This is a genomic window from Mesorhizobium sp. M0174, assembly GCF_040322275.1.
GTDB lineage: Bacteria > Pseudomonadota > Alphaproteobacteria > Rhizobiales > Rhizobiaceae > Mesorhizobium.
This window is the reverse complement of record NZ_JAMYTB010000001.1, coordinates 115,038-135,890: the sequence shown is the minus strand read 5'-3', so window position 1 is coordinate 135,890 and position 20,853 is coordinate 115,038. Positions and strand designations below refer to the sequence as shown.

Sequence of the window (20,853 nt, the reverse complement as noted above, 5' to 3'; positions counted from 1 at the left end):
TCTATGCCAATTGGGTCTATGTCAATTGCCCGGAGCAGGGTTCACTCTCGACAAATCCCGCCATGCTTGTCAATTTCCAACGTGGCCGCAGCCTGCACAATCGCCTGATCGAGGATTTGAGATGACCATGCCCGCCCACATGCCCGACCACCGGCTGACGACGCTGGAAATCCGCGCCGCCGAGCAGGAGAAGACAATCGAGGAACTGTCAGGCCAGATCGCCGAGCAGTGGAAGGTGATCGAGCGCATGCAGCGCAAGCTCGACGCGCTGGCCGAGCGCTTCCTGGCGCTGGAGGAACAGGCCGCACCCGACGTGCCGGTGACCAAGCCGCCGCACTGGTGAGCGGCTGACAATGCAAAACCGCCGGGCTTTCACCCGGCGGCTCGTCAGTCTTCAATGTCGATCAATCAATACGGGCAGGCATTGTCCGACATGTAGTCGTGCACCTTGATGGTGCCGGCGATGATGTCGGCCTTGGCCTTTTCGACCGCTGCCTTCATCGCGTCGTCGACAAGCGCCTTGTTGTTGTCGTCCATGGCGTAGTCGACGCCGCCTTCCTTGAGGCCGAGATCGTTGACGCCGGCCGTGAACTTGCCGTTCTTGGCATCCATGAAGGTGTTGTAGACGGCAACGTCGACGCGCTTGACCATGGAGGTCAACACCTTGCCGGGTTGCAGGCCGTTCTGGTTGGAATCGACGCCGATGCCGAGCTTGCCGGCGTCGGCCGCTGCCTGCAGCACGCCGACACCGGTGCCGCCTGCCGCCGCGTAGATTACGTCGGCGCCCTGGTCGATCTGCGTCTTGGCGATCTCGCCGCCCTTGGCCGGATCGTTCCAGGCTGCCGGCGTATCGCCGGTCATGTTCTGGATGACGTCGGTGGCGCCGGCCGCCTTGGCGCCGCCTACATAGCCGCAGCCGAACCTGCGGATCAGCGGAATATCCATGCCGCCGACGAAGCCGACCTTCTTGGTCTTGGAAGCCATCGCCGCCATCACGCCGACGAGGTACGAGCCTTCCTGCTCCTTATAGACCAGGGAGCGGACATTGGGCTTGTCGACGACCATATCGATGATGGCGAATTTGGTGTCGGGGAACTCGGTGGCGATCTTGTCAAGCGCGTCGGCCCAGGAGAAGCCAGCCATGACGATCGGATTGCGGCCGTCCTCGGCGAAGCGGCGCAGCGCCTGCTCGCGCTGGGTGGCGTTGCTGACCTCGAATTCCACATAGGGGATGCCGGTCTCGGTCTTGAACTTTTCGGCGCCGTTGAAGGACGCTTCGTTGAACGACTTGTCGAACTTGCCGCCGAGATCATAGAGGATCGCGGGTTGAATGTCCGCGGCGAAGGCCGGGAGAACCATTGCAGCTGCGGCCATAAGGCCGAGAACGATACGTTTCATGTGATCCACACCCCTGTCGGTTATTTGTCCATTATGCACCGCATGCCGGCCCGGTTCTCCGGCAGGCATGCAGCGTCAGGCAGGAGTGTCTTCCTCCCGCTTCGGGTCAATCTGGCACGGCCCGAAACAAAATTCACGTGGAATTTTGACCCTTTGGAAAAGCATGGCGCCGCATCGCGGCGCCACAGCATATTCCTTGCGTCAGGGGCATAATCAGGCGGAGACGGCGGCCGGAATGGCGCAGGAGACGCCGGTTCCCCGCAGGCCGCAATAGCCGTAGGGGTTCTTCGCCAGATATTGCTGGTGGTCTTCCTCGGCGAAGTAGAATTCCGGCGCCGGTGCGATCTCGGTGGTGATCTTGCCGCGTCCGGCACCGCGCAGCGAAGCCTCGTAGGCATCGCGCGAGGCGAGCGCCGCCTGGTACTGCGCGTCGTTGAACGTATAGATCGCCGAGCGGTAGGTGGTGCCGACATCATTGCCCTGGCGCATGCCTTGCGTCGGGTCGTGACTTTCCCAGAACAGCTTCAAAAGCTCGGCATAGGACACGATCTTGGGATCGTAGACGACGAGCACGACTTCGGCATGGCCTGTGAGCCCGGTGCAGGTTTCCTGATAGGTCGGGTTGGGCGTGACGCCGCCGGCATAGCCGGCCGCCGTGACCCAGACGCCCTCGACCTGCCAGAACAGGCGCTCGGCGCCCCAGAAGCAACCCAGCCCGAACATCGCCGTTTCCAGCCCTTCGGGATAAGGACCCTTGAGCGGCCTGTTCGAGACGAAGTGCTTCGATGCAGTCGGGATCGGCCGGTCGCGGCCGGGCAGCGCCTCGGAGGGCTTCGGCAGGTTGAGCTTCTTGTTCAGCATGTCGCTGAGAAACATAGTGCGGTTTCCTTTTCTTCTTGGTTGAGCCTTCCCCGGCACGGGAACACCGGGTCAGGCTGGAAATGTCAGGTCGCGGCGAACCGCCCGCTGGGGCGCGGCCGCCTGTAGCCGATGGCGTAAAGAATGAACGCCAGCACCGCGAACACGGCGAAGCCGGGCTGGCTGAGCACCCAGGCGATGGCGCCATCCCACAGCAGCGGATTGACCTTGTCGCGGACGAAGCTTTCGAAGGCGCTGCGCGTATCCGGCGAGACCGCGAGCCAGCTGGAATTAAGCGGTGTCATCACCAGCGCCGAAGCCGCCACCGACCGTGTCGCATCGAGCACGGCCATGATGACCGAAACCGACAGCGCGACCATTGCAGCGAGACGAAAGATGAAGCGGAACATCCAGACCCTTCCTCCCCAGGAGATTATCAGAATGTCGTATCGGACTGTTAGATAGGATCTACTTGCTTCGCCTGCAATCGCGACACGCGAAGTTGAACCGGCGACCGCCGGTTCGCTGGAACCGGCGGCGCGCCGGACGGCGAGCACACCTCGGCCGCCCCTTTCGATAGGCTCCCTACGGGTGCTCCGGTAACATGGGGTGAGCATCCGTATCCGGCAAAGCGAATAGACTATCGTTATGTCTTGGCATTCGGCACCGGATCGACTAGATGAGCCCCGCGCCTGTTGCTTTGACGGCTCAGGTGTGGGGAAAGGGTATCCGCTGGTCGACGGCGCCCACGGCCGGAATTCCGGTCCGGAATCCCAAAGGAGATGCATCTCCCCAACCCGCGCGGCGAAACCGGCCGCGTCGAAAATGCTAAAGACGGAGAGGTGGCCGAGTGGTTGAAGGCGCACGCCTGGAAAGTGTGTTTACGGGAAACCGTAACGCGGGTTCGAATCCCGCTCTCTCCGCCAGATACCCACTTAAGCGTCTGTTATTGTTTCGCTTTGTGAGTTGCGGCCTTTCCGTTCCTAACGTCCGCAAACGATGAAGCTCGGCCACCATGCCGCCGCCCCTTTGTTGACTTTGCTTGGGAATCGGAGTGTCCGGAAAAAACCGCAGGGCAGCCCGCAGGATTCGCGTCTGCGGACCCCAATCCGCCCCGCCGGCGCCTACAGGCAATCTACCCCAACGCCCCCCAAGCGGCGCCGGCCACTTTCAGCCCCTTCGTTCGAAAGTTGGCTTCCAGTCGCGATTGCGCGCCCGCTGATGGCCTTCGTAGTCAGGAATGCATGCGAAGAAGGTCGGTCACGGCCGGCAGCCTTGCAATTTGAGCAGACAAAGAGCCCGACCAAGTCGTCATGCATCGAGCCGTGGTCATGGCCGAGCCTGTCAATCAGCGCCTGGATGTCAAGTTTCGTCGATTTGCAGCACATCGGGTGCGCACAATTGACTTAGATGGGTTCGCGGGCGGACAGAGTGTCGGCGAGGGTCTTTCGAGTCATGGCGATTCTCCGTTGAAGGGGCTCGCCGCAACGGGAGGATTATATTCCTTAATGCTGATCCCCTGCATTGTCTCGTGCGGAATGGGCTCTCCGGCATTAGACAGGGATATCCGGAGTTCGCCGTCTCGGGTGGTGGCTTCGACCTTAATGGGCATGCCCGCGGCACAAAGTTACCGGTTCGAATCCTGTCGGGTGCAGCATTGCCGCGGTTCGCTTGCCGACAACTATTCCTGCTGGAATTGACAGGGCCAATCTTCAGGCCTCGTCAAGCCAGAAGGCAACTCGGTCCGGGCGTCTCCGCAAGCCATGTTGAGCTGCCACTGGGACAGACCCACCGAATTGGAAAGGTCGAGGCCCTCGATACGGGTCAGAAAGAAAAAGGCGCGGTCAAAGTCTATCGGCGCGGTGAACCTCGCTCCTCGGAAGTCCGCCCGTGCGAGATTGGCAAACGAGAAGCGGCTGCCGCTGATATCGGCGTCATGGAACTGCGCACGCCCCAGTTCTGCCTTTGTGAAATCAACATTGGTCAGATTGGCGTCCTGGAAATTCGAGCGCTGCATTTCCGCGCTCGCAAACACAGCGCCCTGCGCGTCCATACGGCTGAAGTCGGTCCTGTAGCCCTCGATTCTGTCGAACCGGGCGCCTTTGGCGGTCGAGTCGGCCAGGGAAGCACGCACAAGCGTTGCCTTCTCAAGATTTGCCGCACGGAGATTGGTGTTCCTGAGGTCGGTCGAAGTGAAATCAACACCGAACAGGTTCGCCCCGCTCAGGTCCTGTCCGTCTAGGATGAGAAGCTTCTTGTCACACTCTTGCCAATTGACGCCAGGCGTCGCGGCGGCGTCGCAATTTTGAGCGGCAGCGGCGTTCTGCCAAGCAAACACAGTGCAAACCGCTAGAACCAAGCCGGATGTGCCGTAAGCTCTGGTTCGCCTCAAAGTCATTGTTGCTGGACCTCTGCTACTCGCCGACACTCACCCTTACCACATCTGCTGACACTCGAGCCACGGTGACCACATGGCTGTGCTCGCGGCGCAGTGGGTCAAGCCTGGCGTGAAGCTCCGCGTCAAACAGCTTCGCGGCGAATTCTAGGCGGCCAGCTTACATTAGCCAGAGTGAACAGAACGTGATTACGGGCCAGGCCTTCACACCTTCGCCTTGCACCAGCCCGCCCACCTAGCATGCCCCGCCATCGCGAACGGCCCAGCACGGGCGAAAGACAAGCTCCTTCCTGGCGCTGCGCCGCGTGCAGTCGGAACAAATGGGATCGACGCCGGTTAACAATCGAAGGGACCGCAAACGAAGCGGTATGATGATGATTGATATTTTTAGCTTCGAACTGGCCAATGCCAGGCTGCGCGTTAAACGGGCCGAGCGCTCGCTGAAGCGTGCGAATGAACTGTTGTTGAACGATGGCTGTGTCGCCGTCAATCTCGCGTTGTGCGACCGCATACGGTCTGAGCAAAAACGCGTGATTGAGGCCCGGGAACGCATGACGAAGATCGATCGGAAGAATTGACCCATGATGCTCGCGACCCTCCACCTTGAAACTGCGAGATACGGCGACGAATATCGCGTCGCAAGGCTCGCGCTGCTGAGGCAGCAAATGATACGGCACATCAAGCGCACAGACGCCTCGGCGCAGAAAGTCGAACAATCGCTGGCAAGATTGGCCGAAGCAAACACGCTCGGGGACCGGCTCGCGCAACAGTAGGTCCGCGCGCTCTACCGTCGTTTGACGATGACCCCGTCATGCTGCGTCGCCAACAACAAGGCTGCATCAACGTCGCACCTGCGCTCGCTGGGCGTCGCGCCCCAAAAGCACAAGGCAGTCGTTTCGGCGAAGATCCAAGAAGTGTCGATATTTTCACCTTCCTGGGGACGCAGGCACAACGCCAAAATGAAGGCCGCGATAAGCAGCATGGCAGGCAGAGGGGCGCGCGAAGGCTACTGAGCGGCTTTCATCTCCCCGCACTCTTGCCTCAGATCAGCCTACAACCAATCGGCCCGCGCTTCACCAGAAGCACGGGCATTGATAGGCTCGGCACTATCGCCGCCCCGTCTACCGCGGGACCGCTGGTATTCCCGAGACTGAGCGCTCTGTTTCGCCGGAGAAAACCACGAAGGCAAAGATCAGCACGGCGGCAGCGACAATCATTGAGCCGGTGGCGACGATCGGCTCGAGCGCCGGATTTCCCTGCAGCATCAGGTAAAGCGCCGGCAGCATCACGACCAGGCCGAGATTGTACACGCCGTAGTGGATCATCGCCGTCCTGCGGGCAGCCTTCGCCGGGTTCAGCGCATAATAGCCGCCGAATATTGCACTGGTGACCCATCCCAGCAGGTTGATGTGCGCGTGAGCCGGAAACGCGCCGTGATCGCCTGAAATTGCCATCTGCAGGCCAGCTGCAATTCCCAGAATAAGAAAGACGATGGCTGTCTTGAAAAAAAGCTCCGAAACCTTAGGCATATCATTCCCCCAAACCCGTTTTGCCGCCGCATCATGCCCTGGTTCCGGCGATCTTGCCAAGGGGACCGTCGGGCCTGCGGCACCATTTGTCGCCGGCTTGACGGCCCGTCGGCAGCCGGCCGCCGGGCCTGGCCGGTTGCGAGTCCAGCCGGCAAAAAATATGCGCTCACCCTAATTTAATTGCAATATCACCCGCCAGGCTTCCATGTCGTTCTCCCTAAGGAAGTCCTGCACAATCGTGGTGCCATACGCGCCAAAGGCCTGCCCGTCAGTGTTCCAGCAAGGCCTCGCCGAACTTCTCCCACAGCTGTGCGCAATCTGTAGCTCTGAGGCCGGGGGTTCCGAGTGGGCCATATCTGATGACGGCGGCGTGAACATCATAGCCAACGATGGGTGCATTGGCGACAAAGTGGATAGCCTCGCCCAATCGGCGAGAGCCCATTGGCGCATCGGTTTTGTTGGTGATGTCGAAGACACCACGAATGTCTGCTTCCTGGTTCCTGGCTGCCAACGCAGCCGCCATTGCCCTTTCGTGCATCATCGAATCTCTCCGATCGGTCTAAGTCTAAGAACCGCGGCTTGTGCCGGTCCGGCAACTGGCAACCGGCAAATCGAAGTGCCTTTTGCAGCATCTCGATTGGCTCTTGCTGCGAGCCACTCCGCCCGCTGCCGCGGCAAGCCGATAAGGCAACTGCCAGCGAAATCCGCAGGCACGTCCACGGTCGCATCAAACACGGCCCACGTGCCAGTCGGCTCCTGAACGGGCAAAAACCTCATAACAGCGCCTGCTAATATACTATGCCGACTGTGAGGACGAGACTTTTTCCTGCATCCACTAAACGAATGAGAGATGGTGTCGAAGTGCCGGGCGACGCTCGTCGAAAACAATCGTCTGCGACATCGCCAGGATCGGAGATGGGCCTGAGCCGGCCGCATTTTGGGAGTCGCCGCAAGGGACAAGCACAAGACGCAGCACACAAACGCGGCCAAATGTTTATCCAGAATCGCGATTTCGTTGCGGATAGATGGTCTCGCCGCGCTTCAGCATCGCCACGAACGCCGCGATCTTCTTCTTGCGCCCGGCTTCGGTCTTCATGTTGTGGATGCGGAAGGCGAGCGCGAAGCGGTTTTGCCCGCTGAGCTTTGCCAGCATCTCTTTCGCCCTGGGCTCGGCGTCTATTGCCGCCTGGAGGTCGTCGGGGATCTTCATCTCCTTGCCGCTCTTGTAGGCGCGCGCCCAGCGGCCGTCGGCCTTGGCCGCATCGACCTGCCTCAGCCCGTGCTCGGTCATCCGGCCCTCCTCGATCAGCCGGGCGACATTGTCGACATTGATCTGGCTCCAGGTGCTCTTCTTGCCGCGGGGGGTGTAGCGCTGCAGATAGCTTTTGCCGTCGAACGCCTTGCGCACCGCGTCGATCCAGCCCCAGCACAACGCCACGTCGATGGCTTGCTTCGGCGTGATCGACGGCAGCCCCGAATCGAGCTTATGGATCTTGATCCAGACTTCGTCCTCGCTGTCGTGATGCTCGCCAAGCCAGGCATGGAAGCTTTCGGCATCCCTGAACTCGCGCACATTGGCGGGGTCGACCTTCACGGGCGCCATCAGCTGGTCCGCCCATGACGCGAGCGCGTAACGACGCCAAACCGCTTGCCGGCCGCGCGCGCGCTCATCTCAGCTCCGAGTCCGCAATCCGCAGGCCTGGTGATTCTCGTTTCGGCGGCAGCATGACGTTATCGAATGTCTGCGTGAACATCGCCGCCGCAAAGAAAGCGTCTCTTCGGTGGCGTGGGTGTTGCCAGCCGAGCCGCTTGCCGGGCTCGATCTCGTAGACAATGACCGAGGACTGGGTAGTGCCCTGCCCGCCGCAAACCGCGAAAGCGCCGGCCATTTGACCGACGGATCGTCCTCTGCCCAAACCGGCGAACGTTCGAGCCTGTCGGATGCGAGACTGCTGTCATGGCTTCGTTCCTCTCAGCGAATTGCGAACACGAATCTAGATGATTTTTCTGGTCCGCGTCAGCAAAACTGGCTGCTGACCGTTCCCTCGCCCATTGCGCGTCGACGGCGCCTACCCGATCCGGCCGGCTGCAACCCTGGCTCCGGCAGCGCAAGGAGCTGGCCCACGAGCTGAACTACACCGGCGATATGAACGACACTGTAACGATGAATCTGTGGCTGCACGACGCACTGATGAAAAAGCTGGCCGAGAATGGCGGCAAGCTTCCGAGCGACCTAGCCGCCTAGAGTCACAAGACAAGCAATTCCAGGAAAACGTGTGAACGGTTTTCCGTCCGGAATTGCGTCAAACAAAAAAAGACAGACCGGCTCGGCGTTTCCGTGAAACGACGAACCGTCCTGGTCCTGCCCGCACCGTGGTTCTTGCTGCGCCAACTTCGGCCGCAACCGAGCAGACCACGATGCCAAGCGTCAGACCGCCAGGTAAATAAAATTGAGACCCGTCCCGACCGTCAGGATCGGTGTTTGGCGAGGTGGCATGCCACAAAAAGCGCTTGCCGCCTCGCACCCGGATTGCCTCACGCAAAGCGCCGATTTCGGTCGCTGCCCACGCGCTGGTAGGACCACCATTTTGCTGGCGAAACGCGACGTTCGGCGTATCATTCTCCCCGGAGAGAGTTCATGGTGGGAGGAAGCCAATGAACGTGGTGCAGAGGGTGACTGTCGCCGACTTGACGGCCCAAGAGCTTGTTTCATCTGCGCTTTCACGGTTCGGTGCCGGCGACACCATATCGACGAGGGCGATGCTGGACATCGTTCGCAGGACGGCCCCGGCCTGCGGCAACAGTGACGACGATCTGGTCGAGCTTATCGTCATGACGGCCGTTGGTAGGACCATGGGCGTCGTGTTCGACCATCGGTCCCAATAAAATAATCTGGAACGAACATCAGGCTGCGCCAGGAGCAGTGGCGGGCGGTTGGCAGCGCCAAAGAGGCCAGCCTGTTTGTGCATGAAGGCCGTCCTGGCACCAAGCCCTTGCTTTGAACAAAACCGCTGCTCATGCCGGGTCATGCCCGAAGGCGGTAATTGAGCGACACGCTCGAAGGAACTCGCTGAAATCTTGCCCGTTATGCTCTCGTCGAGATGAGGAGAGCTGCCATGGCCGACGACAAAACCAAGACCGACAGTCGCGACCGCTCACGAGTGGCGGGCGGCGAAGACTACGAGGTACGTCACTTCGCCGAGGAAGCGGGCATCACCCCGGATCAGGCACGCACGCTGATCAAGCGCCACGGCACCGACCGCAAGGTGCTGAACGAAATCGCCGAAAGCATAAGAGCGTCGTAATGGCTGACAAGAAAACCGCAATGGCCGACCGCAAGACGCGCGATGCGGATGAAAAGGAAGCGCTGCGCCTGGCCGAAACCACCGACGTTTCGCCGAAGCAGGCGAAGGATCTGATGCGCAAGCACGGCAAGGACAGCCAGAAGGTCGAGAAGGAAGCCAAGAACTTCAAGGCCGAGGGCTGAGCCGCCGAGTCGGTCGGACGGGCGGTACAGGGGTGTGGCTGCAATCCTGCAGCTTATCGGTTTTCTAACAAATTCGGCCTATCCCTTCCGCTATCGCGGCTCAGGGATGCCATATGCGCGGGATATCTGGTGAGGCGAAGCCGTCGATAGGCGATATACGGCATGTGAGGTTGGTATTTTGCCTGCTGGCGGCGGTCGTGATAGCGGCGGCGCTCCTCGCCTTTGCCACGTCCCTCCTGCAGGATCCTGATAGCTGGTGGCACATCAAGGTCGGCATGGATATGCTGGCAAGCCGCACATTCCCCACCGTCGACGTCTACTCCTACACTTTTGCCGGCCAGCCATGGATCGCTAAGGAATGGCTTAGTCAGCTTCTCCTTGCAATTGCCTTTGAAGCCGGCGGCTGGAACGGCGTGGTGCTGCTGGCGACTGCAGTAATCGCGCTCACGATCTTCTTGACGTCGTGGTATCTCAGCGCGTGGTTGAAGCCGACGCTGGCGATAGGACTGACGCTGGTTCTCGCGCTTTTGATCGGGCCAATCTATGTCGCCCGGCCGCACATCTTTACCTTGCCCATCATCGTCATCTGGACCGCCGGTCTTTTCCAGGCCGCACGCAACGAGAAAGCGCCGCCTTTGTGGCTGCTGACGCTGCTTTGCCTGTGGACCAATCTCCATGCCACCTTCACCTTCGGTTTCGTCATCGCCGCCTTCGCCGGCCTCGATCTCGTCATGCGCACGCGCTTGTCGAACCCCCGGCTGCTGGCCAAGTGGATCGCTTTCGGGCTGCTTTGCCCGCTGGTCAGCCTGTTCAATCCCTATGGCGTCAAGGCCATACTCGCCACGTTCACGGTGGCCTATGGCAATGAGGCGGTGCCTTACATTGCGGAGTGGCAACCCTTCGACGCCTCGCGGCACACCCTCCAGGAGGTGGCCCTGCTGGTGGCGTTTTTCGGGCTGCTCGTGTCGAGATTGCGCATTGGCTGGGCCAAGGCGCTGTTCCTTGTCTTCACGCTGCACGCCTATCTCACCCACATACGGTTCATGTACTTGTTCTTTCTTCTTGTCCCGGTGGTCCTTGCCGTGGAGGTCGCGCAACAATATCCAGCGCTTTCAACCGAGAAATGGGCGGCGGAAAAGCGCGACGGACTTGAACAATTTTTCGCACGGCAATTTTCCAGGATTTGCGCTGGACTTGCCGTTTTGCTGGTTTTGGCGGCTGCCGCCTTCACGACCTATCCGGTCGCGCCGAGCCAGAAGACCTCGGCCAGGGACGCACTGGCCTTCGCCCAATCCCATAATCTGTCGGGCAATCTGCTGAACTCCTACGATTTCGGCGGTACGCTGATCTTCCATGGCATCAGGACGTTTATCGACGGCCGCGCGGATCAGCTCTTCCTGAATGGCTTTACGGAAACGGATGAGCAGACTGGGCACAGCCGGGGCAAGCCGATCCTGAAAGCCCAACTCGAGAAATATACGATAGGCTGGGCATTGTTGACTGCCGACGACAGCCGCATTCCGTTCTTCGACGAACTGGGCTGGAAGCGGGCCTATGCGGACGATTACGCGGTGATCTACACCCGCGCGGACTGAGCCCCGGCAGCTTCGCGCGCCGGTGTGCACATCCCTCCTGAGCTGTGGCCAGCGCCGAGGCGGCGAAATCCTTATGGGATTTTGATTTCTTTGCTCCGCGTCCCGTCTCGACCCTTTATGGCACTTTGATCCATATTCGCCGAAGCGATGTTTCCGGCCGCTGATATGATGCGGCGACCGATTTTGGTAGTTTGGTAAAGTAAACAATAAATACAACATAAGGAAAATGCGCGGTGGACATAGTTGTTGTCGCGATTGGAATCACGTTCTTTGCTCTATGCTTTGGCTACATCAAAGCCTGCGACAAGCTGTAAGTTTAGGGGATCGCAACATGCTTTTCGACTATATCCTCGGCGGCGCCGTGACCTTGTTTCTTCTCGCCTACCTGACATACGCCCTCGTTCGCCCGGAACGCTTCTGATCTCCGCTGGCAAGGAGCCAACCCATGACGATCAACGGATGGCTGCAGATCCTCGTCTATTGCGGGATCGTCGCTCTGCTGGCCAAGCCGCTCGGCGGCTACATGTATCGCGTTTTCAGCGGCGAGCGCATATTCCTGTCGTCAATTCTGGCCCCGCTCGAGCGCGGACTCTACCGCATATCAGGGACCAGCGAGCGCGAGGAGCAGCACTGGACCTCCTATGCGGCGGCCCTGCTGTTCTTTAACCTGGCCGGCTTCCTGGTGCTCTATGTGCTGCAACGGCTGCAAGGCGGCCTGCCCTACAATCCGGCCGGCATGACCGCCGTCGAACCTGGGCTGGCCTTCAACACCGCCGCCAGCTTCATGACCAACACCAACTGGCAGAACTACGGCGGCGAAAGCACGATGTCCTATCTCGTGCAGATGGCCGGCTTGACCGTGCAGAATTTTCTGTCGGCGGCGACCGGCATCGCCATTGCGGTCGCATTGATCCGCGGCTTTGCCAGGGCCTCAGGCAAATCGATCGGCAATTTCTGGGTCGATATGACCCGCTGCACGCTCTATCTGCTTTTGCCGTTCTGCATCGTCCTGACTCTGGTCTATGTCTATCTCGGCATGCCGCAGACGCTCGCTGCCTACGTCAACGCGACGACGCTCGAAGGTGCGCAGCAGACCATCGCAGTCGGGCCTGTCGCTTCGCAGATCGCTATCAAAATGCTTGGCACCAATGGCGGCGGCTTCTTCAACGCCAATGCAGCGCATCCCTTCGAAAATCCCGATGCAATTTCCAACCTGATCCAGATGGTGACGATCTTCGCCCTCGGCGCGGCGTTGACCAATGTCTTCGGCCGCATGGTAGGCAACCAGCGCCAGGGCTGGGCAATTCTGTCGGCTATGGGCGTGCTGTTCATCGCCGGCGTTGCCGTCTGCTACTGGGCGGAAGCCGCAGGCAATCCGCTGGTCCATGCGCTGGGCGTCGACGGCGGCAACATGGAGGGCAAGGAGAGCCGTTTCGGCATCGCTCTGTCGGCGCTGTTTGCCGTCATCACCACCGCCGCGTCCTGCGGCGCGGTCAACGCCATGCATGACAGCTTCACCGCACTCGGCGGCATGATCCCCATCATCAATATGCAGCTCGGCGAGGTCATTGTCGGCGGCGTCGGCGCGGGCTTCTACGGTATCCTGATGTTCATCGTCATTGCCGTTTTCGTCGCCGGGCTGATGGTCGGACGCACGCCCGAATATCTCGGCAAGAAGATCGAGGCCAAGGAGGTCAAGATGGCTATGCTGGCCGTGCTCTGCCTGCCGCTTGCAATGCTGATCTTCACCGCTATCGCGGTGGTGCTGCCGACCGGCGTTGCTTCCATCGCCAATGCCGGCCCGCACGGCTTCTCCGAGGTTCTCTATGCCTACACCTCGGCCGCGGCGAACAATGGCTCCGCCTTTGGCGGCCTCAGCGGCAACACGCCCTGGTACAACGTAACGCTCGGCATCGGCATGCTGATGGGCCGGTTCCTGGTCATTATTCCGGCGTTGGCGATTGCTGGCTCGCTAGTTGCGAAGAAGACCGTCCCTGCCTCCGCCGGCACCTTCCCGACGGACGGTCCGCTGTTCGTCGGCCTGCTGGCCGGTGTCATCCTGATCGTCGGCGGCCTGACCTTCTTCCCGGCCCTGGCGGTCGGACCGATCGTCGAGCACCTGGCGATGATTCACGGTCAGACATTCTGAAACGGCCATGCCCTGGTTCAAGATCATACCTCGGAAGGTCCGGCATCGCCCCGAGCCGGAGGGGGAGAAAACGCCCCCTCCTTTCCCGACGCTGTCCACATTCCTCGCTATTGCGGCAGCCTTGATCATGATCTGGCTGCTGGCTTACGGGCCGCCGCACCTTCGTTCGGCACACGATCGACCGGTCAACAAAATCGACACTGGAGCTACCAAATGAGCCCGTCGAAATCCGTGAGCATCATGGATACCCGCATTCTGTGGCCCGCTATCGGCGGTTCCTTCAGAAAACTGAACCCGCGCACCTTGATGCGAAACCCGGTGATGTTTGTCGTCGCCGTCGTCTCGGCGCTCACCACCGTGCTGTTCGTCAAGGATCTCGCTACCAGCGGCGGCGATCTTGGCTTCACGCTGCAGATCATCATTTGGCTGTGGTTCACCGTGCTCTTCGCCAATTTCGCCGAAGCGGTGGCCGAAGGTCGCGGCAAGGCGCAGGCAGACTCGCTGCGCCGGGCGCGAACCGAGACGCAGGCCAAGCTGTTGAACGATGGCGACCGCAGCAAGTTCAAACTGGTGCCCGGCACCAGCCTGAAGGTCGGCGACATCGTGCTTGTCGAAGCCGGCGACATCATCCCCTCGGACGGCGAGGTGGTCGAAGGCGTGGCGTCGGTCAACGAGGCGGCCATCACCGGCGAATCCGCACCGGTCATCCGCGAATCCGGCGGCGACCGTTCGGCGGTGACCGGCGGCACCCAGGTCTTGTCCGACTGGATCCGCGTGCGCATCACCGCGGCTGCCGGCCATACGTTCCTCGACCGCATGATCTCGTTGGTCGAGGGCGCCGAGCGCCAGAAGACACCCAACGAGATCGCGCTCAATATCCTGCTCGTCGGCATGACGCTGATCTTCGTGCTGGCCACGGCGACGATCCCGAGCTTCGCCTCGTATTCGGGCGGTTATATCTCGGTGACGGTGCTGGTCGCCCTGTTCGTTACCCTGATCCCGACCACAATTGGCGCCCTGCTGTCGGCGATCGGCATTGCCGGCATGGACCGCCTGGTGCGCTTCAACGTGCTGGCCATGTCGGGCCGCGCCGTCGAGGCGGCCGGCGATGTCGACACGCTGCTGCTCGACAAGACCGGAACCATCACGCTGGGCAACCGCCAGGCGACGGCATTCCGTCCGGTCAAGGGCGTCACCGAACAGGAACTGGCCGACGCGGCCCAGCTTGCCTCGCTTGCCGACGAAACGCCGGAAGGCCGCTCGATCGTCGTCCTGGCGAAGGAAAAATACGCCATCCGCGCCCGCGACATGGCAAGCCTGCACGCGACTTTCGTGCCCTTCACCGCGCAAACCCGCATGAGCGGCGTCGATCTGGAAGGCTCCTCGGTCCGCAAGGGCGCAGTCGATGCGGTACTTGCCCACGTCAACCTCTCGACGGTTGCCACAGGCCGTACGCGCAACGACACCGTCCGCGACCTTCAGGCGATCGCCGACGAGATTGCCAAATCGGGTGGCACTCCACTCGCGGTCGAGCGCGACGGGCGCCTCCTCGGCGTCGTCCATCTGAAGGACGTCGTCAAGGGCGGCATCGCAGAACGCTTTGCCGAATTGCGCCGCATGGGCATCCGCACGGTGATGATCACCGGCGATAATCCGATGACCGCGGCGGCGATCGCGGCGGAAGCCGGCGTCGACGACTTCCTTGCCCAAGCGACGCCCGAGGACAAGTTGAAGCTGATCCGCGACGAGCAGGCCAAAGGCAAACTTGTCGCGATGTGCGGCGATGGCACTAACGATGCGCCGGCCCTCGCGCAGGCCGATGTCGGCGTTGCCATGAACACCGGCACGGTCGCGGCGCGCGAGGCCGGCAACATGGTCGATCTCGACAGCGATCCGACCAAGCTGATCGAGATCGTCGAAATCGGCAAGGCGCTGCTGATGACGCGTGGCTCGCTGACCACCTTCTCCATCGCCAACGACGTAGCCAAGTATTTTGCCATCATCCCGGCAATATTCGCCGTCTTCTACATCGCCCCGGGCCAAACTACCGGGCCGCTGCAAGCGCTCAACGTCATGCATCTGGCGACGCCGCAGAGCGCTATCCTCTCGGCCATCATCTTCAACGCGCTGATCATCATCGCGCTGATCCCGCTGTCGCTGAGGGGTGTCAAATACCGCGCGGTCGGCGCCAGTGCGCTGCTCAGCCGCAATCTCATTGTCTATGGCCTCGGCGGCGTCGTCGTCCCCTTCGTCGGCATCAAGGTGATCGACATGGCCATCACCGCTCTCGGTCTCGCCTAAGGAACCACGTCGATGCTCAATCAAATCAGGCCCGCAATCGTCATGATCGTCTTCTTCACCATTCTGACGGGTTTGGTCTATCCGATCGGCATGACCGGCATTGCCCAGGCGCTGTTTTCGCGCCAGGCCAATGGCAGCCTGATCGAGAAGGACGGCAAGCTCGTCGGTTCCGAGCTGATCGGCCAGGCTTTCGAAAGCGACCGCTACTTCCATGGCCGTCTCTCGGCTGCCGGCGACGGCTACAATGCCGCCGCCTCGGGCGGCTCGAATCTCGGCCCGACCAATCCCAAGCTGATCGACCGCATCAAGGTTGACGCCGAAAGGCTGAGGACGGAAAACCCGAACCAGCCGGTACCGATAGATCTGGTCACCACGTCCGGCAGCGGCCTCGATCCGCATATCAGCCCCGACGCGGCCTATTTTCAGGTCGCCAGGGTGGCCAAGGCCAGGGGCGTCGATGAATCCAGGATCAAATCGCTTGTCGACAGCCATGTCGAGGATCGCGAATTGGGATTCATCGGCGAGCCGGTAGTCAATGTGCTGGCCCTCAACCTTGCGCTGGACGATGCGATGAAACGGTAAAGGAACCGGCGCCGGGATCGACACCGAAGCCGGCGCCGTTCATGATTGACCCTTATGCCAGACGACAGCCGCACCGCCGAAACCAGGCCCTCTCCCGACGCGCTGCTCGAGCATGCCGAGCGAGAGGAGCGCGGTCGCCTGAGGATATTTCTCGGCGCCGCCCCCGGTGTCGGCAAGACCTACGAGATGCTGATGTCGGGCCGCGCCAGGCTGGCCGACGGGGTCGACGTAGTAATCGGCATCGTCGAGACGCACGGCCGCAAAGAAACCCAGACGCTGGTCGAAGGCTACGAGGTCATTCCTCGCCTTGAGATCGATTACAAGGGGCGGATCCTTGAGGAGATGGATCTCGACGCCATCCTCGCCCGGCACCCGGCGCTGGTTCTGGTCGACGAACTCGCCCACACCAACGTCGCCGGCAGCCGTCACCCCAAGCGCTACCTCGACGTCCAGGAAATCCTGACGCACGGCATCGATGTCTATACGACCCTGAATATCCAGCACGTCGAGAGCCTGAACGATGTCGTGGCGCAGATCACCCGCGTCAGGGTGCGGGAAACTGTCCCCGACTCCATAATCGACCAGGCCGACGACATCGAGATCATCGACCTCACCCCCGACGATCTGATCAAGCGGCTTGAGGAAGGCAAGGTCTACATCCCCAGCACCGCCCAGCGCGCCATCGAGAACTATTTCTCGCCGGGCAATCTGACGGCGCTCCGGGAATTGGCGCTCCGCCGCACTGCCCAGCGGGTCGACGAGCAGTTGCTGACCCATATGCAGGCCCACGCGATACCCGGGCCCTGGGCGGCGGGGGAAAGGGTTCTCGTCTGCGTCGATGCGCGTCCGGGCGGGGCGGCCCGTGTACGTTATGCGCGGAGGTTGGCCGACCGGCTCCGCGCCCCTTGGACGGCGCTTCATGTCGATACCCCTCGTTCAGCTGCCATGCCCGAGGAGGACAAGGATCGGCTGGCGACGCAGCTGCGCCTTGCCGAGCAGCTCGGTGCCGAGGTGACGACCATTCCGGGTCAGAACGTCGCGCAAGACATCGTTCGGCATGCGACGGCGAACAACTTCACGCATATCGTGATCGGCAGGCCGACCCGATCGCGCTGGCGGGAATTGATCGAAGGCTCGCTCACTTACGATCTCATCCGCAATGCCGGCGACATCAGCGTCCATGTCATTTCGGGAAACGAACGCAACGCCGAGGCGACGTCGAGGACCGTCAAGGCGGCGGACGAGCAGTGGCAGTTCGAGATCTGGCCCTATCTCAGGGCCACGGCCTATGTTGTTGGCTCGCTCGCCTTCGCCGTCCTTCTCGACCAGTTTCTCGACGTCCGCAACCTGGCGGTCATCTTTCTCATTGGGGTCCTGACGTCGGCTGTGACCGGCGGTCTCTGGCCGGCTTTGTATGCCTGCCTCATCAGCGCCATTGCCTTCAACTATTTCTTCCTGGAACCACGCTACACGCTGACGATCGAGGATCCGGAGAGCATCGTTGCGCTGGCTGTCTTCCTAGTTGTTGCGGTCATTGCCAGCAATCTAACAGCGCGCGTGCAGCGTCAGGCGGTCGCTGCGCGCTCGCGGGCACGCGCCACTGAAGATATTTATCTCTTCTCAAAGAAGCTCGCCGGTGCTGGCACGCTCGACGACGTTCTCTGGGCGACTGCCTTCCAGATCGCCTCGATGCTGAAGCTGCGCGTGGTGCTGCTTCTGCCGGAGGACGGTACAATTGCGGTCAAAGCCGGCTACCCACCCGACGACACGCTGGCCGAGGCCGACATTGCAGCAGCCCGCTGGGCCTGGGAGCATAACCGCGCCGCGGGGCGCGGCGCCGACACGCTGCCCGGAGCAAAACGCCTCTATCTGCCCTTGCGAACCGGACGCACGGCGGTGGGCGTCGTCGGCCTCGACAACGATAAGCAAGGTCCGCTGCTGACACCCGAGCAGCAGCGTCTGCTCGATGCGCTCGCCGACCAGGCGGCGGTCGCCATCGAGCGCATCCAGCTCGTCGCCGACGTTGACCGGGCCAAGCTTGCGGCCGAGGCAGACCGTCTGCGCTCGGCCTTGCTCACCTCCATTTCCCACGATTTGAAAACGCCGCTTGCCGCCATCATGGGCGCGGCCGGAACACTCAGGGACTTCGAGGCCGCGCTTCCCGAGCAGGACCGGACGGAACTGCTGTCGACCGTGCTCGATGAGGCGGAGAGGCTTAACCGCTTTATTGCCAATCTGCTCGATATGACCAAGATCGAATCCGGCACGATGGAGCCGAACTACGCCTTTCACTATCTCGGCGACATTGTCGGCTCAGCTCTGCATCGGGCCCGCAAAATCGTCCGCCAGCATAAGACCGAGATCGACATCCCATCGGATCTGCCGATGTTGCGGGTCGACCCCGTTCTGTTCGAACAGGTGCTGTTCAACCTCCTTGATAATGCTGCAAAATACGCGCCGCCAGGTTCGACGATCCGCCTGCAGGCCTGGGCCGATAACGGCTTCATCATCCTGCAGATCATGGACGAGGGACCAGGCATTCCGCCAGCGGACCTGGAGCGCGTTTTCGACACTTTCTACCGTGTGCGCAAGGGTGACCAGGTGCGTGCCGGCACCGGGCTCGGCCTGTCGATTTGCCGCGGCTTCATCGAAGCGATGGGCGGGACGCTCTCGGCGGCAAACAGGTCCGACCGCTCGGGGGCGGTTTTCACGATCAAGATGCAGCTGGTGCCGGCGGAACTGCCCAATCTCGGCGAACCCGAGGCGGGCCATCAAAATATGGACGATCTGCCATGACGAGCCTGGACGTCAGGATATTGGTGGTCGACGACGAACCGCCGATCCGGAAACTGCTTCGCGTCGGGCTTGGCAGCCAAGGCTATGCGATCAGCGAGGCGCCGAACGCCAGGGCGGCGATTGAACTCATCGAGACGGAAAAGCCAGACCTTGTGCTGCTCGATCTCGGTCTGCCCGGCATGAGCGGGCATGAGCTGCTCCGCAAATGGCGGGATGATGGCCTGGACATTCCCGTGGTTATTCTTTCCAGCCGCACTGATGAGGCCGGCATCGTCTCGGCCCTCGAACTCGGCGCCGACGATTATGTAACCAAGCCATTCGGTATGAACGAGCTTGTCGCACGCATCCGCGTCGCGCTTCGCCACAAGTTCCAGCAGCAGGGTGAGAGACCGGTGTTCCAGACCGGCGACCTCTCCGTCGATCTGGTGAAGCGCATCGTCAAGGTCGAGGACAAGGAGATAAAGCTCTCGCCGAAGGAATACGACATCCTCCGCATCCTCGTACAGCATGCCGGTAAGGTTCTCACCCACCAATTCCTGCTGAAGCAGGTCTGGGGCGATTCCACCGACGTTCAATATCTCAGAGTCTACGTCCGGCAGATCAGGCAAAAGATCGAAAAAACGCCCGACCAGCCCCGCTATATCACCACCGAGACCGGCGTTGGATACCGGCTGCGCGAAGTCGATTGACGCGACGAGCATCCGAAGCCGAATGCCTCTTCCAATCCGCTTCAAACCAGCGGCGGCCATGGTGTCGCCGGACAAAAGCCCTATATTACGGAAAGATCGGTTTTGTGCGGGAATGAACGAATGCCACGGCTTCGTCTATTGACGTTTTTAGGGTCGGCAATGCTGACTGCGGCGATGCTGCCGGGCGTAAATCCTGCTGCATCGGCACAGGTCGTCAGTCCCGCCGACCGCAACGTGTTGATCCAGCAGGACCAGTTGCAGATGTTGGAGAACAGGCTGCGGCGCCAGCAATACCAGCAGCAGCAACAGCAGTACCGTGCCCAGGATCGCCAAATCCCAACCCCGCAACGGCAGGAGGTGCCGCAGATGAGACCAACTTGCCAGTTGCTGCCGTCGGGGAGCGGCTTTGTCAGCACCTGCCGCTAACGACGGCCCTTTCATTTATTTAGCCGACTTATATATTGTGGAAACCGCTCCGCTTGCGCCCCATTGAACGCGGCCGACTTTGCAACGCTGCCCTTGCCGTTTGGGCACCGCCTCGACTGGATTATCGAATGGCAGCCAGCAAGAAGAAGGTCGTACGCAAGGCAAGGAAGGGCGACCGGATTCGCCAGGTCGCGGCGATTCCGTTTCGGCTGAACGAGCATGGCGACGTCGAGGTGATGCTGGTCACATCGCGAACGACGAAGCGCTTCATCGTACCGAAGGGCTGGCCGATGAAGGGCAAGAGCAGCCGCAAGGCGGCCACCATCGAAGCACAGGAAGAAGCCGGCGTTCTCGGCAAGACACTGAAACAGCCGGCCGGCACCTATTGCTACTGGAAGCGGCTGGCGAACCGCTTCGTCCGTGTCGACGTCGTCGTCTATTTGCTGGAGGTAACCGAGGAACTTGCCGACTGGGAAGAATCCAAGAGGCGTCAGCGCGCGTGGCTGGCGCCGGCCGACGCGGCGGTGCTCATCGACGAGCCGGATCTCTCGACGCTGGTGAGGAACATCAGGATTCCCGAGCTGGAGTATAATTCCAAAAAACAGAATCCGGCTTTCGGAAAAGATCACGCTCAATAAAAGATCGAGG

The 20,853-nt window shown here is 61.1% G+C and carries 23 protein-coding genes, 1 tRNA gene and 1 pseudogene; 17 read left to right on the top strand and 8 right to left on the bottom strand.

Features of this window, described 5'->3' with window-relative positions:
• Positions 1-121 precede the first annotated feature (121 nt).
• Entirely contained in the window at positions 122-343 is a 222-nt protein-coding gene (locus NKJ13_RS00715) for a SlyX family protein (RefSeq protein ID WP_352509891.1), read from the top strand.
• 65 nt (positions 344-408) lie between these two features.
• Here the strand turns inward: NKJ13_RS00715 and NKJ13_RS00710 are convergent, their stop codons facing one another.
• From NKJ13_RS00710 to NKJ13_RS00700, 3 genes are all read right to left on the bottom strand, one after another.
• A complete protein-coding gene (locus tag NKJ13_RS00710) occupies positions 409-1,398 on the bottom strand; it encodes a BMP family lipoprotein (RefSeq protein WP_254816859.1) in 990 nt (329 codons plus the stop codon).
• Between the two features lie 213 nt (positions 1,399-1,611).
• Complete coding sequence (gene msrA, locus NKJ13_RS00705) at positions 1,612-2,274, bottom strand: peptide-methionine (S)-S-oxide reductase MsrA (protein WP_352509893.1); 663 nt, start codon at positions 2,272-2,274, stop codon at positions 1,612-1,614.
• A 68-nt stretch (positions 2,275-2,342) separates the two neighbouring features.
• Complete coding sequence (locus NKJ13_RS00700; RefSeq protein WP_352509895.1) at positions 2,343-2,666, bottom strand: hypothetical protein; 324 nt, start codon at positions 2,664-2,666, stop codon at positions 2,343-2,345.
• Between the two features lie 426 nt (positions 2,667-3,092).
• Between NKJ13_RS00700 and NKJ13_RS00695 the strand changes: the two genes are divergently transcribed.
• Positions 3,093-3,182, top strand: a tRNA-Ser gene (locus NKJ13_RS00695).
• 755 nt (positions 3,183-3,937) lie between these two features.
• Here the strand turns inward: NKJ13_RS00695 and NKJ13_RS00690 are convergent.
• Complete coding sequence (locus NKJ13_RS00690) at positions 3,938-4,654, bottom strand: pentapeptide repeat-containing protein (protein WP_352688090.1); 717 nt, start codon at positions 4,652-4,654, stop codon at positions 3,938-3,940.
• 365 nt (positions 4,655-5,019) lie between these two features.
• Here NKJ13_RS00690 and NKJ13_RS00685 point away from each other — a divergent pair, with 365 nt between their 5' ends.
• Together NKJ13_RS00685 and NKJ13_RS00680 are read left to right on the top strand one after the other, a co-directional pair.
• Positions 5,020-5,229, top strand: a complete 210-nt coding sequence (locus tag NKJ13_RS00685) for a hypothetical protein (RefSeq protein WP_254816855.1) — start codon at positions 5,020-5,022, stop codon at positions 5,227-5,229.
• 3 nt (positions 5,230-5,232) lie between these two features.
• Positions 5,233-5,424: a hypothetical protein gene (locus NKJ13_RS00680; protein WP_254816854.1), complete on the top strand. Its 192-nt coding sequence runs from the start codon at positions 5,233-5,235 to the stop codon at positions 5,422-5,424.
• A gap of 348 nt (positions 5,425-5,772) precedes the next feature.
• Here the strand turns inward: NKJ13_RS00680 and NKJ13_RS00675 are convergent, their stop codons facing one another.
• The 4 genes from NKJ13_RS00675 to NKJ13_RS00660 form a co-directional block, all read right to left on the bottom strand.
• Positions 5,773-6,180: a hypothetical protein gene (locus tag NKJ13_RS00675; protein WP_352506573.1), complete on the bottom strand. Its 408-nt coding sequence runs from the start codon at positions 6,178-6,180 to the stop codon at positions 5,773-5,775.
• Between the two features lie 268 nt (positions 6,181-6,448).
• A complete protein-coding gene (locus NKJ13_RS00670; RefSeq protein WP_352687981.1) occupies positions 6,449-6,721 on the bottom strand; it encodes a hypothetical protein in 273 nt (90 codons plus the stop codon).
• Between the two features lie 453 nt (positions 6,722-7,174).
• On the bottom strand, positions 7,175-7,783 hold the full coding sequence (locus NKJ13_RS00665; RefSeq protein WP_352506575.1) for a YdeI/OmpD-associated family protein: 609 nt from the start codon (positions 7,781-7,783) through the stop codon (positions 7,175-7,177).
• 64 nt (positions 7,784-7,847) lie between these two features.
• Positions 7,848-8,069: a cupin domain-containing protein gene (locus tag NKJ13_RS00660; protein ID WP_352737497.1), complete on the bottom strand. Its 222-nt coding sequence runs from the start codon at positions 8,067-8,069 to the stop codon at positions 7,848-7,850.
• Between the two features lie 209 nt (positions 8,070-8,278).
• Here NKJ13_RS00660 and NKJ13_RS00655 point away from each other — a divergent pair.
• From NKJ13_RS00655 to NKJ13_RS00595, 13 genes and pseudogenes are all read left to right on the top strand, one after another.
• Positions 8,279-8,425: pseudogene (locus NKJ13_RS00655) on the top strand (DUF3597 family protein); the annotation flags it as partial.
• A gap of 410 nt (positions 8,426-8,835) precedes the next feature.
• Entirely contained in the window at positions 8,836-9,066 is a 231-nt protein-coding gene (locus NKJ13_RS00650) for a hypothetical protein (protein WP_254816847.1), read from the top strand.
• 230 nt (positions 9,067-9,296) lie between these two features.
• Positions 9,297-9,485, top strand: coding sequence for a DUF3606 domain-containing protein (locus NKJ13_RS00645; protein WP_292657372.1), 189 nt, complete (start codon positions 9,297-9,299; stop codon positions 9,483-9,485).
• Positions 9,485-9,667: a hypothetical protein gene (locus tag NKJ13_RS00640; protein ID WP_352506577.1), complete on the top strand. Its 183-nt coding sequence runs from the start codon at positions 9,485-9,487 to the stop codon at positions 9,665-9,667. Before NKJ13_RS00645 ends, NKJ13_RS00640 begins: the two co-directional genes overlap by 1 nt.
• A gap of 113 nt (positions 9,668-9,780) precedes the next feature.
• Positions 9,781-11,262 carry a hypothetical protein gene (locus tag NKJ13_RS00635; RefSeq protein ID WP_352506578.1) on the top strand — a complete coding sequence of 494 codons (1,482 nt, stop codon included), beginning with the start codon at positions 9,781-9,783 and terminating at the stop codon, positions 11,260-11,262.
• Positions 11,263-11,593: 331 nt separating this feature from the next.
• Positions 11,594-11,683: a K(+)-transporting ATPase subunit F gene (locus NKJ13_RS00630; protein ID WP_023675300.1), complete on the top strand. Its 90-nt coding sequence runs from the start codon at positions 11,594-11,596 to the stop codon at positions 11,681-11,683.
• A gap of 24 nt (positions 11,684-11,707) precedes the next feature.
• Positions 11,708-13,411: a potassium-transporting ATPase subunit KdpA gene (gene kdpA / locus NKJ13_RS00625; protein WP_352506579.1), complete on the top strand. Its 1,704-nt coding sequence runs from the start codon at positions 11,708-11,710 to the stop codon at positions 13,409-13,411.
• 213 nt (positions 13,412-13,624) lie between these two features.
• Positions 13,625-15,712 (top strand): potassium-transporting ATPase subunit KdpB, encoded by a 2,088-nt coding sequence (kdpB, locus tag NKJ13_RS00620; protein WP_352737498.1) that lies wholly within the window; start codon positions 13,625-13,627, stop codon positions 15,710-15,712.
• Positions 15,713-15,724: 12 nt separating this feature from the next.
• The gene (kdpC, locus tag NKJ13_RS00615) at positions 15,725-16,294 is read left to right on the top strand and encodes a potassium-transporting ATPase subunit KdpC (protein ID WP_352506581.1); all 570 of its coding nucleotides are present in this window, start codon (positions 15,725-15,727) and stop codon (positions 16,292-16,294) included.
• A gap of 54 nt (positions 16,295-16,348) precedes the next feature.
• Positions 16,349-19,090, top strand: a complete 2,742-nt coding sequence (locus tag NKJ13_RS00610; protein ID WP_352702690.1) for a DUF4118 domain-containing protein — start codon at positions 16,349-16,351, stop codon at positions 19,088-19,090.
• The gene (locus NKJ13_RS00605; protein WP_254816839.1) at positions 19,087-19,779 is read left to right on the top strand and encodes a response regulator transcription factor; all 693 of its coding nucleotides are present in this window, start codon (positions 19,087-19,089) and stop codon (positions 19,777-19,779) included. The genes NKJ13_RS00610 and NKJ13_RS00605 overlap by 4 nt, the downstream gene beginning before the upstream one ends.
• A 159-nt stretch (positions 19,780-19,938) precedes the next feature.
• Positions 19,939-20,205, top strand: a complete 267-nt coding sequence (locus NKJ13_RS00600; RefSeq protein WP_352702688.1) for a hypothetical protein — start codon at positions 19,939-19,941, stop codon at positions 20,203-20,205.
• A gap of 128 nt (positions 20,206-20,333) precedes the next feature.
• Positions 20,334-20,843 (top strand): NUDIX hydrolase, encoded by a 510-nt coding sequence (locus NKJ13_RS00595; protein WP_352737500.1) that lies wholly within the window; start codon positions 20,334-20,336, stop codon positions 20,841-20,843.
• The last annotated feature ends 10 nt before the right edge of the window (positions 20,844-20,853 follow it).